Here is a 14,686-nt window from a genome sequence, read left to right as displayed (position 1 = left end):
TTGCTTTAACAAAGGGAAGGCTCAATTTGCGAAGAATTGGTACAAAAAAACAGGCAAAGGATAAATCGATTTGCCTGTTTTCTTAAGCGTTGTTTTAAAATATCCTTATAGGATGTCCTAGTTAAGGTTATATTTTTTCTTGAATCGATCGACACGGCCGCCAGCTTTATCAGCTTTCTGCTTGCCTGTGTAGAACGGATGAGAAGCTGAACTAATTTCGACACGGATCAGCGGGTATGAATTTCCATCTTCCCACTCAATCGTTTCGTCGGAATCTTGTGTAGATCCGGTTAGAAACTTGAAATTAGAGCTTGTGTCAAGGAATACGACTTTGCGGTATCCTGGATGAATATCATTTTTCATGTTCTTCCACTCCTTTTTGCCCTGAATCCTTTGGAAACAGAGTTATTGTAAGAGCCGTCAGAGGCATCGCATATGCTCTTACCCGAAACTCACATAGAATGATTATAACAGGGGAAAATCACCATTGCAAGAAGTTTCAATGGCTTATTCTGCTCGTGATTTCCGCGCAGGGCTCTTACCTTTCATATCCTGATCCATCAATTCGAAAAAGTCATCGTTATTTTTGGATGATTTGAGACGTCGGACGAATCGGTCCACAAAATCGGGCGAATCAGACATCGTTTTTCGGATCGCCCAAATTTTATCCAAGTACGACTTGGAGATGAGCAATTCTTCTTTCCTGGTACCGGAACGCAATATATCGATAGCCGGGAAGATACGCCGTTCTGCCAAGCTGCGGTCAAGGTGAAGTTCCATGTTCCCCGTGCCTTTAAATTCTTCATAAATGACATCGTCCATCCGGGACCCGGTCTCCACTAACGCTGTGGCAAGTATGGTCATGCTGCCGCCTTCTTCAATATTACGGGCTGCGCCGAAAAATCGTTTCGGCCGGTGAAACGCAGCAGGGTCAATCCCGCCTGATAATGTCCGGCCGCTTGGCGGTATGACGAGGTTGTAGGCTCTCGCTAAACGCGTGATGCTATCCATCAAAATAATGACATCACGCTTATGTTCTACCAAGCGCATGGCACGTTCTAAAACTAATTCAGATACTTTGATGTGATTCTCAGGTACTTCATCAAACGTAGAACTTACGACATCAACATCGGGCGCAACAGACCGTTCGATATCCGTCACTTCTTCGGGACGCTCGTCCACGAGTAAAATGATCAGTTTAGAATCAGGATGGTTCATGGAAACGCTATTAGCAATCTGCTTTAACAGCATGGTTTTCCCAGCTTTTGGCGGCGCGACAATCAATCCGCGCTGCCCGTAACCGACAGGAGACATGACATCCATGATGCGCGTCGCCACTTGCTTGCTTCCTGTTTCCAATTTAATTTGGCGATCCGGATACAGTGGCGTCAGCGCAGGAAAGTGAACCCGTTCCTTAGCTGTTTCAGGGTCCTCCCCATTTACGGCATCCACATGAAGCAACCCGTAGTAGCGTTCATTTTCCTTAGGGGGTCTGACCTTCCCTGAGACTTTGTCACCGTTTCGCAAATCGAAACGGCGAATCTGAGAAGCTGAAATATAAATATCTTCTGCGCTTGGCGAGTAATTGATGGGGCGAAGGAAGCCGAATCCCTCTGATGGGATGATTTCCAGAATGCCATCCATGAATAAATAACCGCCTTTTTCAGCCTGCGCTTTTAAAATAGCAAATATGAGTTCTCGTTTTGTCAATTTGGCATAATACGAGACTTTATATTGACGGGCTAACGAATACAAATCTTTTAAAGTCAACGTTTCTAAATGAGAAATCGTCAGTTCTGCCAAAAATAATCACCACACTTATGAAATTTATAATACGACATCTTTATTTAAGCTTCAAAGACTGCCACATGGATTATATGGGAGCATCTCTTCTCCGTGATGCTCTTTACTCAATTGAAGTATAAGGAGACTTGAAAGGAGCGCGTAAGTTGAAGCTTACAGAGGTCGATTAACATGCATCATTTTACAACTATTTGATTAGTAGATTCAATTAAAAATTTATGGATTTTTATGAGAAGAGAGAAGTGAAGAAAGAAAAGGAAAAGAGGGAACCGGTGTTAGAGGTTCCCTTTTTCTATTATGGTTTAATAACAAGATTCGGTTTTTTCTTCAGACTATGATCACCGTCGATGAAGCGCACGGTACCTGATTTTGCTCGCATGACGACGGTTTGGGTCGTTGCTTTAGTCCCTTTGAATTGCACACCTTGCAACAATTCACCGTCGGTCACGCCTGTAGCGGCAAATATAGCATCGTCGCCGCCGCAGAAATCTTCCATATGCAGCGTTTTATTAATATCTTCTATACCCATTTCCCTGCAGCGATTCAATTCTTCGTCATCTCCAGGGATCAGCTTACCTTGAATTTCACCGCCCAGACATTTCAAAGCCACAGCAGCCAGTACCCCTTCTGGTGCTCCGCCTGAACCAAACAGTATGTCGACCCCTGTGTGGTCAAAAGCGGTGTTAATGGCAGCTGCAACGTCTCCATCCGGAATCAACTTGATCCGTGCGCCTGCTTCCCGGATTTCCTCGATAACCTGCTGGTGCCGCTTACGGTTCAAGACAATCGCGACAACGTCTTCAACCTCTTTCTGTTTTGCATCCGCCACAGCTTGCAGATTGTCTTTAATCGAAGCGTTGATGTCAACTTTTCCGACAGCCTCGGGACCAACGGCAATTTTGTCCATGTACATATCAGGTGCGTGCAGCAACTGCTTATCGTCTGCAATCGCTATAACCGCCAATGCGTTCCACGTTCCCTGAGCGACGATATTCGTACCTTCCAAAGGATCGACAGCGACATCGACTCTTGCTCCATAACCATTACCCAGTTTTTCTCCGATGTAGAGCATCGGAGCCTCATCCATCTCGCCTTCGCCGATGACGACCGTCCCCTTCATCGGAATGGTATCGAAAACATCTCGCATAGCCGACGTTGCAGCATCATCTGCTTCGTCTTTCTTTCCTCTACCCATCCACCGGGCTGATGATAATGCCGCAGCCTCAGTGACGCGTACTAACTCCATTGATAAACTTCTTTCCATGGTTATCCCTCTCCATTTCGCATATATATTTTTCCTCATCTCCATGGAAATCTTTTAAACCCTTACGAATTTTGAAATTGCTCGATTTCCTCCTCAGACATTTCCTCATGCCAAACCCGAGCACCTAGGTCCAAAAGCTTCTGGGTCAAGTTTTCATAACCTCTTTCAATGTGTTCAATACCGGTTACTTCCGTAATGCCATCTGCCATCAAGCCTGCAATTACAAGCGCTGCTCCGGCACGTAAATCACTGGCCGTCACTTTAGCCCCTTCAAGGGAAGAGGTGCCTGTCACGATGGCCGATCCGCCTTCAACCTTGATATTGGCATTCATCCGTCTCAATTCGTCGATATGCTTGAAGCGCGCCTGATAAATGGTATCCGTGACAATCCCCGTTCCTTCTGCACGCGTTAAAAGCGTTGTAAAGGGCTGTTGCAGGTCTGTCGGGAAGCCAGGGTAGACGAGCGTTTTGATATCCACACTGCTGATCTTCTTTCCGGGGCGGATATATAACTGTTCGTCGCTCTCTTCTACCGTGATGCCCATTTCCCTCAGCTTGGCAAGCAGTGATTCCAAGTGTTGCGGAATGACATTATCAATCATGACTTCTTCACCTTGGGCTGCGGCCATAATCGTGTATGTTCCCGCTTCAATGCGGTCAGGAATGATGGTGTGCAGACACCCTTTCAAGGTTTCAGCGCCTTCGATTCGAATTACATCCGTGCCTGCCCCTTTGATTTTTGCCCCCATGCTCGTCAGCAAGGTAGCTACATCAATGATTTCAGGTTCTTTTGCAGCGTTCTCGATCACTGTTTTACCTTTGGCCCGAACGGCAGCCAGCATAATATTAATCGTGGCACCGACGCTGACCACATCCAGGTAAATTCTGGCGCCTCTTAATTCGTTGGCACGCAAATAAATGGCGCCTTGCTCATTGGTAACTTCTGCACCTAAGGCTTCGAATCCTTTAATATGCTGGTCAATCGGGCGGGGGCCTAAGTTACAGCCTCCCGGAAGCCCGATCACCGCTTTTTTGAAACGACCGAGCATGGCGCCCATGAAATAATAGGAAGCGCGCAGCTTTTTCACTTTACCATTTGGTAAAGGCATCGCTGTCATGTGGGTCGGATCGATGTAAACAGTTGTACCGTCCTTGGAAACTGTCCCGCCAATTTCTTCTAACAAATCAGATAAAATCCCAATGTCTGATATGGTAGGCAGCCCTTCGATGGTAACAGGTGAATCAGCGAGAATAGCGGCCGGGAGCAATGCGACGGCACTATTTTTAGCGCCTCCGATTCGCACCCTCCCTCTCAGAGGTTTCCCGCCTTCTACAAGTAGTTTTTTCATGTGATACGCCTCACTTTATTTTCGGGGTCAGCATTTCTCGCTCTTATTCTGCACAATTTTACCAATGTCATCCGTTATTGGTTATTCCAATCATTCAAAAACTTTTCGATTCCTTGATCTGTAAGAGGATGCTGAACGAGTTGATCAATAAGTTTGTAAGGGATGGTGGCGATATGTGCACCATTTAATGCAGCTTCGGTAACATGAATGGGGTGACGGATGGATGCTGCGATGATTTTTGAATCGATGCCGTGGCGGTTGAAGACTTCAGAAATTTGAGCGATCAGATCCATGCCATTTTGACCGATGTCATCTAAGCGGCCAAGGAATGGAGAAACATACGTTGCGCCAGACCGTGCTGCAAGCAATGCCTGATTGGCCGAGAAAATCAACGTGACGTTTGTTTTAATATTCAAGTCGCTCAATGCTTTGACAGCTTTCAGCCCTTCTAGGGTCATGGGAACTTTCACCGTAATATTCGGAGCAATAGCTGCAAGTTCCTTTGCTTCTTTCAACATACCATCGACATCTTCTGAAATAACTTCGGCACTGACAGAACCGTCAACTTCAGATGTGATTTCTCGCAGGCGATCGTGGAAAGAAACCCCTTCCTTCGCAACGAGACTCGGGTTTGTCGTTACTCCCGATAAAATTCCAAGAGCATTGGCTTCGCGGACATGATCAATATTAGCTGTATCAATAAAAAATTCCATGTTGTATTTTCCTCTCCTTTTGATGTGGTGGCGTTTTCAAGAATGATGAAAAGAAAACCGTTAAAAATTAACGGCTTCCTTTATTTTCCCCTAAACGTGTTTATGCTTTCTGTGAAGAACCGAACTCCTGCATCTTACTTTTAACGGTGTCTTTGATTGCGTCACGACCTGGTCCCAAGTATTTACGCGGATCATAGAGTTCCGGCTTTTCAGCTAGTACTTCACGCACTTTTTTCGCCTGGGCGAATTGGTTTTCAGTATTCACGTTGATCTTGGCCGTTCCGAACGAAATCGCCTTTTTAACGTCTTCAACAGGAATACCTGTGCCGCCGTGCAGTACTAACGGTTTATCCACAATTCCCATGATTTCTTCCATCCGATCAAAACCTAGATTCGGCTCGCCTTTATACGGGCCATGCACCGAACCTAAAGCTGGAGCAAAAACATCGACGTTGGTTGCATCAACCAGTTGTTTGCATTCAGACGGTATCGCATACGCTGCTTCTGCATCTTCAACGATGACATCGTCCTCCTGACCGCCGATCCGACCAAGTTCTGCTTCGACTGAAACGCCATGGATATGAGCCAATTCGACAACTTTACTGGTAAGAGCAATGTTCTCTTCCAACGGATAATGGGAACCATCAATCATGACTGATGTGAACCCAGCATGGATGGCTTCTGCGCACTTTTCAAAGCTGGAGCCGTGGTCAAGATGGATAGCGACAGGTACGGTTGTCTCGTAAGCCTCCATAAGCGACTCAATGATAGAAACAACGACTTTGAAACCACCCGCGTAGCGTCCTGCACCTTCAGAAACACCAATAATCACTGGAGACTGCTCTTCCTCAGCTGCTTGCAGGATAGCTTGAGCATATTCCAGGTTATTAAAATTGAATTGACCGACGCCGTAGCGTTCTTCCTTCGCTGTTTCAAGCATTTCTTTCATCGAAACTAACGGCATGAAAGATCCTCCTTTAACCAAACATAAGATATTTACAAGCATTGTTCACTACGTTCTCAAACATGCTATGTAATTTAAGTCACAATAATAGAATACCAATACCCTATGAATGGTGCAACATCCGCCTCCGTTAGTTACCGCTTACATAGAAAAAAACTTATTTCCATCCGAACTATCCAAGACTTTTTACCACGATTTCCCTTATGTCCTCAATGTTAAACGGCTTCGCCACTATTTCCTTCACGAAAGGCAGGTGCGCCGATTCCCCGACTTCTTCTTCGGTCATTCCGGTCATGATGATGACCGGTTTGTCATAGTGTTGGTCTTGTAGAATTTCCAATAGTTCACTCCCGTTCATAACAGGCAAATTAAAATCGACCAGGGTCAAATCCGGGTCGTGAGTATGAATTGAATCAAGTGCTTCCTTCCCTGTTTCGGCGCTCAAGGTTTCAAAGCCCTCTGTTCTCATAATTTCCTCTAGAAGCAGACGGATTCCAGGCTGGTCGTCTACAATCAGGATTTTTTCGGCCATCATCTATCACTACCTTTCCTGATTACTGAAAATTGTTGATTTTTTGTCATCTCTTTATATCTTTCGATGAAAAAGTACAAATTCCTGCCTGTACCCAGTTAATTGGAAGGAAAATTCCGTCCTATAAGGTAAATATGCTACGCTAGTTTATGAAAAGTAAGAAGGAGGATTGGACATGCATAAGATGCTAACTACTCAATTGACAGGTCAATTCCAACAAATTGCCGAGCAAGAAGACTTGGCAATCGAAGAAGGAGCCCGTGCACTAGCACAGGCCTTAGCGGGGGAAGGTCATATTTATGTCAAAGGGTTTGGTGAAATGATAGCGTTAGAAGCCGAGATCAACCACGGCGCAGAGGCACTGCCCCGCACTTATGTTTACACAGACGATGTTTCGTTGACTGACATTGACCGGGTGCTCATCGCATCTCGCTTTGCAGATCATGAGGAGGCTCTCGACCTTACTAAACACGCTCAGGAAAAAGGCGTTGCGGTGACGAGTCTATCTGCCGTTACAAAAGGTGATAACCCGCTTCAATCCCAAGCCGACTTCCATATCGATACGAAGCTGACTGAGCCGTTGTTACCGATGGACACGGGGCGCATCGGCTTTCCTTCAGTGATGACGATGTTCTATACATTTTTCGTTCTTAAACTGACCATCCAGGAGATGATGGAAGATTACGAATAGACATTGGCTAGTTTCGGGGTTCGTTGCGGTATTATGAGTCAGGGGTGGTTGGGAAAAACGCTCCCCTTACGGAACTCGAGTAATTCCCCGGATCTCCAAACGCTATCAAACACGACGGAAACAGCCCGAATACCTCGAACAAACATCATAAATAAAAAGACCTTATACATGGATGATGTATTGAAGGTCTTTTTAACTGCAAAAAATATTTGGTGAAGGGCTCTTCTATTAGAAAAAAAGATAAGATCCTAGTCCAAACCACTCAGAAAGAACGCCGTAGTAAATATTCTCGACTCACATACATGGTAGTCTACAACATAGTCCATTGGTCCCTCATAGGGTCGGCTGCCTGAATAACTCTTGTTATCACGCTTCTCTTATTTCAATGCATCACGGATATATGCATAGATGGCGTTATCTCCTACACCCTGCCCCATCTTTCCGTCTTCATGGAATGCTTCTGAGGCTCTTTGCATGTCGGGGGCGTCCACAGTGAAATGGTTGGCGAGTTTCCGCCAGCGATGCGCTAAGGCCTGGACAGATTCGTCTGTTGCAGGTATCCCGTTTTGCAGACAGGATTGAAGCTCGGCAGATACAGCCTTAAATTCCTGTTCGGCGTGCCTGATGATTTCGGCGTCTGCATTCAACTGGTCTCTCCACTCTAGCATCTGTTCTTTCGCGAAAAACTTGTCCTGATCCACTCGATCACTCCCAATCTGTTCATTCAGCTCATATCGGGTAAGCGAGGATGTCTTTTGTCATGCCTGTCCAAGTCCCACCCGCAGCCTTATGTTTATAGTGTGAACAATTGGAAGTGCTCCCATCCCTAGAGCCTCGAAAAAGATAGGCAAAAAACAAAACGTCCGAACGATTTTCGAGAAATCGTTCGGACGTTTTGTTTAAGTATGGTGTTCGATGACCGCTCCGTCAAAACACTTCGCTTTCCTGCGGGATCTTCGGCTCGCGCTGTTCCCATAGGAGTCTACGTGTTTTGACTACGCTCATGATCATAGCAGATCTTATAAACGTTTCCAGCCTTCGCTTTTTCAACCTATACTGTATTTATCAGCAAAGGAGATGCAATGAAACCTGCTAGGCCCGTTGATACGCCATGGCTGCTCCGATGAAACCTTGGAATAATTCCTGAGGCCGCGTCGGGCGGGATTTGAATTCAGGGTGAAATTGGCTGGCAACAAACCATGGATGGTCCTCTACTTCGATCACTTCGACGAGACGTCCATCCGGGCTTGTCCCTGAAAATAGAAAACCTTGAGCTTCCATTTCCTCACGATAATGGTTGTTGAATTCAAACCGATGGCGATGACGTTCATAAATGACTTCATCATCATAGACGGCTCGGGCTTTCGTGTCTGGCTTCAAACGGCAAGGGTAAATGCCTAATCTCAACGTTCCACCGAGATCAGAAACCTCTTTTTGCTCAGGAAGCAGATCAATGATGGGGTCCGGCGTACCAGGAGAAATCTCGGCAGAATGGGCATTGGTATAACCGAGCATATGCCGGGCAAATTCAACGGTCGCCAACTGCATGCCCAAACAGATGCCAAGGAACGGCACTTTCTGTTCACGCGCATAACGGATCGCTTCAATTTTCCCTTCAATGCCTCGATCTCCAAACCCTCCGGGGACGAGCACACCGTCAACGCCTTCAAGTTGCTCCGCAACGTTTTCAGCTGTTACGTCTTCAGCGTTGACCCATCGCACGTCAATATCAGCGTCATGAAAGTATCCTGCATGCTTCAAAGCTTCAACGACCGAGATATAAGCATCGGGCAATTCAACGTACTTTCCGACTAGGCCAATCGTCGATTGCTTCGATAAACTCTTGACCTGATCAACCAGCTTATTCCATTCAGTCATATCCGCATCCTGACATTCCAACCCGAAATGACGGCACGTAATCTCGTCCAGTTTTTGATCCTGAAGCATCAGCGGCACGTGGTATAACGTTCCTGCGTCCCGTGCTTCAATGACTGAATGTTTATCGATATCACAAAACAAGGCAATCTTTTCTTTCATCTCTTGAGAGATTTCCATCTCTGTACGCAAGACGATAACGTCAGGCTGAATACCGAGCGACCTCAGTTCCTTGACACTATGCTGAGTCGGCTTCGTCTTCATTTCTCCGGCCGCCTTGATGTAAGGAACCAGGGTACAATGCAAGTACATGACATGTTCGCGTCCGATATCACTTTTAATTTGGCGAATCGCTTCAAGGAAAGGGAGTGACTCAATGTCCCCGACTGTGCCGCCGATTTCTGTGATCACGATGTCTGCATTCGTTTCGTGTCCTGCCCTGAAGACACGGTCTTTGATCTCATTCGTAATATGTGGGATGACTTGAACAGTCCCACCCAGATAATCGCCACGCCGTTCCTTTTTGATCACATTGGAGTACACTTTCCCTGTCGTGACGTTGGAATACTTATTCAAATTGATATCGATGAACCGTTCGTAATGACCAAGATCCAAATCCGTCTCAGCGCCGTCGTCTGTGACGAAAACTTCGCCATGCTGGTAAGGACTCATGGTCCCTGGATCAACATTAATGTAAGGGTCAAACTTTTGGATGGTCACTTTTAGACCACGGTTTTTGAGAAGCCTGCCCAGTGATGCAGCAGTAATGCCTTTTCCGAGAGAAGAAACCACTCCGCCTGTCACAAATATATACTTCGTTGCCATGCTCATCCCTCTTTCTATTCCACATTGATTATATATTATGTTCTAACCGAGCTATTAAAATGAAGCACCGGTTATGATATTTAAAGGAGCTAGGTGCTGAGGAGAACGGTTCACCTCCGAAGCGGCCGCCGTGCCTCTGTCCTCTTTCCCTATTTGGTTACCGCAATCACATAGGGAAGACGAGGAACTATGTTAGAGGATCCTATGTTGTACTGCATGTTCTCTAGCCCATAGAAGGACTAAACTTACTATAATAGGCCCCTGTGAGAGCGTATCTCACCAGCTGTTTGTCTTTACACTTATAGAAGGGTCCTTCACTAATGAAAAAACTGGGGTGGCTGGGAAATGACGAGACTCCCGCGGGAGAAGGAACTCGGCGAGACCCCACAGGGAGCAAAGCGACCAAGGGGGCTCGACGGTTCCCTGCAGAAAAGCGAGTTATTTCCCAGCCACCCCAAGCTCTTATAACATAAAGGGCCTAATCTTTCTTGAGTACGAGACCTTCTAGAATAAGGAGCTAACATTGCTTGCCCAACTCTCCCATTTAAATAAAAAACGCTCCCCATCTCATATGGGGAGCGTTTTTCTAAACGTTCAGGTGATTTTTACGAGCCCAAATTGAATTGTACTCACTCGCACCTTGAAAGTCAAGCAGGCTTATAAATCGTCATCGCTTTCCTCTTCATCTTCATCTCCAACAAAGCTGACATCTTCTTCAATGACTTCTTCTTCCTCTTCATCCAAGTCATCTTCTTCATAGTCACCTTCGTAATCTTCTTCATCGTCAAGATCCAGATCATCATCTGTTAATTCAGAAGACTCGTCAAGACTCGATTTCGACTCCTCGTCGTCATAACCGGATGCGCCCACTTCATCTTCAAGCAGCTGAGATGGTTTCTTTTTCTTCTTCTTTTTCTTTTTCCGCTTCTTAGGAAGATTCGCAATTTCCTCTTCCATTTGCTCAACGGGGTACCAGCGTTTTAAGCCCCATTGGTTGGTTCCGATGGTCATAAACCGGCCATCAATATTCATATCTGTATAGAACTGCGCAATAGCATCCTTCGTCTGCTCTTTTGAGAGACCTTTCAATGACGCAATCCGTTTAAATAGCTCGTTAAAATCGATTGCTTGATTTTCTTCTTCGAGGATCGTTGTGGCAAGTTCCAGCATTGAAATTTCACTGATTTGCTCTTTGTTTAACTCCTTCAAGCTCAAGATCCAGCACTCCTTTTATTGGAAATTAAGTGTAGCATTGCATATATAACACACGTACGCATCACATTGAACCATACATTTCATTATATTGTCAGCCATTTTAAAAATCAATAAGATGAATTTAAGTTTTCTCCGATCACACGATATTTGGCTTAAGTATTCATTTTATCGTAAAATAACGGTAGTTTCTACATGACAGGATACCGACTATCTAAAGGAGCGAACTTGAATGCGTATTTTCAATTGGGTTATATCGTTGTTAGCTATCTTAATCATTGGGGTCTGGTTGTATTCAAACTTCGGAAAAATTCAATCAAAACATTTAACGGATGCTGAAATTACATCCAAAAGCCACGAAGAAGAAAAATACTACATCCATGTGAACGATCAGAAAATCCACGTTAAAGACACCAACATGTGGATGGTACTGAAAGAAGGAAGGTCCTACGATCTTACTTATGAATGGTATGGTACAAAAACGCCCTACATAAAAGAAATCAACCAGACGGGTGACGAAGATCAGATTGGCGGCGGACACTAGCGCCTGTTCATCTCGGTTCTCCCTTACAAAAAGGTTGGGAACAAAACTGAATAAGACACAAAAATGCTGAACGATTTGCTGAAATGTTCGGCATTTTTGTGTCTTAAAGAAGGCGTTCCATGACCGCTCAGTCAAAACACTTCGCTTTCCACGGGCACGGCCTCAGCTTCCTCGGAAAGCAAAAACCGCTTTCCTGCAGGATCATCTTCGGGCTCGCGCTGTTCCCGTAGGAGTCTACCTCTTTTGACTACGCTCATGATCAGCTTTGAATTTATATACGTTTCCAATGTTCGCTTTTTACACCTTTGATTTACTTGTTATCGGTTTTATTCAGTTTCAACCGGCTGTTTCTGCTTATCCAGATGATTATTGATTTTATTCTCGCTATCCGATGCGACGTTATCGAGCATGCCTTTTAAATCGACTCCTGATACGTCACGTAACGTTTCGGGTAAATGACTCATCAAATCCGTCACGTAGTTGCTCATCCGGGTTGCTCCGTCTCCTTCGCCATTACCGCTGTCGACCACTGTCACTTTATCGATCGAGCTGATCGGCTCGGCGATTTTGCCTGCAAATTCAGGAAGCATCTTAATGATCATCTCGAGGATGGCAGCTTCTCCATATTTCTCCATGGCTTCAGCCAATTTTTCTTTTGCCTCGGCCTCTGCCAGTCCTTTTTGGCGAATCGCGTCTGCCTCAGCTTCCCCGTCCAGACGAATTTGTTCTGCTTCCGCTTCCGCTTGTTTGACACTTGTAAGTTTATCAGCTTCAGCTTTTTGTTCAGCAGCGTACCGTTCAGCATCAGCCTTTTTCGAAATATCTGCATCGTACTGACGTTCTTTACGACTGACTTCGCGTTCTTCAAGTTCAATCAACTTATTTTTTTCGACTAGATCTACTTGCATTTCCTCTTCTTTTATTTGCTGTTGGGACTTGGCTTCTTGCAACTTGTAGGCCATGTCTGCTTCAGCTTTGGACGTATCCTGCTCTCGTTTATAAGTCGCAACCTTCAGTTCTTTATCTTTCGTTGACTCGGCAATTTGCGTTTCGCTCTGCAGTTCTGCACTTTGGCTTTCACGCTCAGCACTTGCCTGTTGGATACGCGCATCCCGCATGGCGTTCGCTTCTGCGATTTGAGCGTCTCGTTTCACCTCTGCAATGCGAGGCTTCCCTAGTGCTTCTAAGTAACCATTTTCATCCTGGACATCTTTAATGGTGAACGAAACAATTTGTAAGCCCATTTTTTTCAAGTCCACTGCCGCTTGCGTTTGCACTTCTTGAGCAAAACGTTCTCGATTTTTATAGATCTCTTCGACCGTCATAGTTCCTAAAATAGCCCGCAGATGTCCTTCCAACACTTCTTGTGCTTCTTTGCGCAGCTCAGAATCTTCTTTACCTAGAAACTGTTCTCCGGCCGTGGCAATACCTTCTGTGGTGCTTTGAACCTTGATGATCGCGGTTCCATCGGCCATTACAGGAACACCATTTTCAGTATAAACATTCGGCGTGGAGATCTCTAAATTATGTGACCTTAAACTTATGTATTCAGCTTGTTGAAAGACAGGAAGAACAAATGCTCCACCACCACGAACAATTTTAATGCCGCTTCCGTCATCAGCCTTATGTACATTTTTACTTCCTAAAAAGCTCCCGGTAATGATCATCGCATCATCGGCGCCTACTGTTTTATAGCGAGCAGCAAATAATATGCCGAATGCTAATATGACACCGACAACAACACCAATTACAATCAGAAAATCCATGTTACTCCCCCCAGTTTAATTCATCTTCAAATTTAGACACGAGTACCATTTGTTCCGCGACCTGAACGACGACAATACGACTGCCTTGTTTAATCTCTTCACTCTCAAAACTCTTAGCGGTTTCATTGCGGCTGCCATTGGGCGACTCAATGAAAACTTCACCAAGCCCTTCAGCAGGTATGGTTGTAATGACTTCACCCATTTTCCCTTCTAAGTCCTGCATGGAAATGGAGGTAGAGGCTTCCGCATTCGACAAAGGAATGATAAGAAAATAATAGATAATCACATAAGCTAATGCGCCTGCCAATGCGCTCATCAGCAGAACCGCACCCATGTTCAGACCAGTATATTTCGTCAATAAAACGCCTGCTCCGCCCACGACGGATAATGTGCCGAATAGCAGTAATGGATTGAAAAACTCATCTAAACCACCAAATAAACTTTCGATAAGATCGCCTATGAAAATGGATATGACAGCAGCCGCCAAACTTCCCCACAGCATCCACCAGTATACATCGAGCAGCAATTCGATCCTCTCCACCTCCTCTAACCTGTTAAATCTCACACTCATTAGTACGGTGTAATTGCCCCTTACGTTTCAGCGTTTGGAAATTCTTTAACGGTTTTTCCCTGTTAAGCTAGTGGCACAGTGTTACCAATGAAGTACGAGGAAGCACATGGCAAGATCATTGGCATAATTTCTCGCCTGTTCATTTAAGCATGGATATAATTCGTCATCATTTCGATGTTTGACTCATAGACTAATATTCGACTTGATGTCAGCAAAATAAAGAGAAAATTTTGTCATGATGTAGTTCCTTTTCGGTGGAGAACTTACGAAAGGGCTACAATTGAACAGACCACATCGCAAAGATGTAGTCTGTTTTTTTCTTATTGGCTTTGTTAAAGTTTGTTGTTGATATTTGAAGTGGATAGTTATCTCGAAACGGAGTCTTTCGCTAAAAGGCAGAATTCTGTAAGACTCGATTGCGAGATGTTTGTGGGCGTGTAGGGCCGTTGGGGAAGGATTCGCTTTCCTGCGGGGGAACTGGCAAGCCTCCTCAGGCTTCGCCTTCCGGGGTCTTGCCTTGCCCCTTCTCCCGCGGGAGTCTCACCCTTCCCCAACGGCCCTTGCCATATAGGCTTCT

At 45.3% G+C, this 14,686-nt stretch carries 14 protein-coding genes; 2 read left to right on the top strand and 12 right to left on the bottom strand.

Annotated features, from left to right (window positions below; translation table 11 throughout):
• Nucleotides 1-117: 117 nt before the first annotated feature.
• The 7 genes from HOP45_RS00070 to HOP45_RS00040 all read right to left on the bottom strand — a co-directional run bounded on the left by HOP45_RS00070 (nt 118) and on the right by HOP45_RS00040 (nt 6,625).
• The gene (locus HOP45_RS00070; protein WP_181346754.1) at nt 118-363 is read right to left on the bottom strand and encodes a type B 50S ribosomal protein L31; all 246 of its coding nucleotides are present in this window, start codon (nt 361-363) and stop codon (nt 118-120) included.
• A 144-nt stretch (nt 364-507) separates the two neighbouring features.
• Nucleotides 508-1,803, bottom strand: coding sequence for a transcription termination factor Rho (gene rho / locus HOP45_RS00065; protein ID WP_181346753.1), 1,296 nt, complete (start codon nt 1,801-1,803; stop codon nt 508-510).
• Nucleotides 1,804-2,098: 295 nt separating this feature from the next.
• Nucleotides 2,099-3,067 carry a class II fructose-bisphosphatase gene (gene glpX, locus HOP45_RS00060; RefSeq protein WP_181346752.1) on the bottom strand — a complete coding sequence of 323 codons (969 nt, stop codon included), beginning with the start codon at nt 3,065-3,067 and terminating at the stop codon, nt 2,099-2,101.
• A 62-nt stretch (nt 3,068-3,129) separates the two neighbouring features.
• Complete coding sequence (locus HOP45_RS00055; RefSeq protein WP_181346751.1) at nt 3,130-4,416, bottom strand: UDP-N-acetylglucosamine 1-carboxyvinyltransferase; 1,287 nt, start codon at nt 4,414-4,416, stop codon at nt 3,130-3,132.
• A gap of 74 nt (nt 4,417-4,490) precedes the next feature.
• Nucleotides 4,491-5,129, bottom strand: coding sequence for a fructose-6-phosphate aldolase (gene fsa, locus HOP45_RS00050; protein ID WP_181346750.1), 639 nt, complete (start codon nt 5,127-5,129; stop codon nt 4,491-4,493).
• Between the two features lie 100 nt (nt 5,130-5,229).
• The gene (fba, locus tag HOP45_RS00045; RefSeq protein WP_181346749.1) at nt 5,230-6,093 is read right to left on the bottom strand and encodes a class II fructose-1,6-bisphosphate aldolase; all 864 of its coding nucleotides are present in this window, start codon (nt 6,091-6,093) and stop codon (nt 5,230-5,232) included.
• Nucleotides 6,094-6,265: 172 nt separating this feature from the next.
• The gene (locus HOP45_RS00040) at nt 6,266-6,625 is read right to left on the bottom strand and encodes a response regulator (protein WP_181346748.1); all 360 of its coding nucleotides are present in this window, start codon (nt 6,623-6,625) and stop codon (nt 6,266-6,268) included.
• 175 nt (nt 6,626-6,800) lie between these two features.
• Here HOP45_RS00040 and HOP45_RS00035 point away from each other — a divergent pair, with 175 nt between their 5' ends.
• Nucleotides 6,801-7,316 (top strand): DUF2529 family protein, encoded by a 516-nt coding sequence (locus tag HOP45_RS00035; RefSeq protein ID WP_181346747.1) that lies wholly within the window; start codon nt 6,801-6,803, stop codon nt 7,314-7,316.
• 377 nt (nt 7,317-7,693) lie between these two features.
• Here HOP45_RS00035 and HOP45_RS00030 read toward each other — a convergent pair whose 3' ends face one another.
• The 3 genes from HOP45_RS00030 to rpoE form a co-directional block, all read right to left on the bottom strand.
• Nucleotides 7,694-8,017 (bottom strand): TipAS antibiotic-recognition domain-containing protein, encoded by a 324-nt coding sequence (locus HOP45_RS00030; RefSeq protein ID WP_181346746.1) that lies wholly within the window; start codon nt 8,015-8,017, stop codon nt 7,694-7,696.
• Between the two features lie 391 nt (nt 8,018-8,408).
• On the bottom strand, nt 8,409-10,016 hold the full coding sequence (locus HOP45_RS00025; RefSeq protein ID WP_181346745.1) for a CTP synthase: 1,608 nt from the start codon (nt 10,014-10,016) through the stop codon (nt 8,409-8,411).
• A 657-nt stretch (nt 10,017-10,673) separates the two neighbouring features.
• Nucleotides 10,674-11,231, bottom strand: coding sequence for a DNA-directed RNA polymerase subunit delta (gene rpoE / locus HOP45_RS00020; protein WP_181346744.1), 558 nt, complete (start codon nt 11,229-11,231; stop codon nt 10,674-10,676).
• Between the two features lie 229 nt (nt 11,232-11,460).
• On the opposite strand from rpoE, the gene HOP45_RS00015 reads away from it, so the two are divergent.
• Nucleotides 11,461-11,772 (top strand): hypothetical protein, encoded by a 312-nt coding sequence (locus tag HOP45_RS00015; RefSeq protein WP_181346743.1) that lies wholly within the window; start codon nt 11,461-11,463, stop codon nt 11,770-11,772.
• A 326-nt stretch (nt 11,773-12,098) separates the two neighbouring features.
• On the opposite strand, the gene HOP45_RS00010 is transcribed toward HOP45_RS00015, so the two are convergent.
• A complete protein-coding gene (locus tag HOP45_RS00010) occupies nt 12,099-13,538 on the bottom strand; it encodes a flotillin lipid rafts scaffold protein FloT (RefSeq protein WP_181346742.1) in 1,440 nt (479 codons plus the stop codon).
• A 1-nt stretch (nt 13,539) separates the two neighbouring features.
• Nucleotides 13,540-14,064, bottom strand: a complete 525-nt coding sequence (locus HOP45_RS00005) for an NfeD family membrane protein (RefSeq protein ID WP_181346741.1) — start codon at nt 14,062-14,064, stop codon at nt 13,540-13,542.
• Nucleotides 14,065-14,686 lie beyond the last annotated feature (622 nt).

The sequence above is a fragment of the Thalassobacillus sp. CUG 92003 genome (genome assembly GCF_013618635.1).
In the GTDB taxonomy this organism is placed as follows: Bacteria; Bacillota; Bacilli; order Bacillales; family Halobacillaceae; genus CUG-92003.
This window is presented reverse-complemented; position numbering and strand designations above follow the sequence as displayed.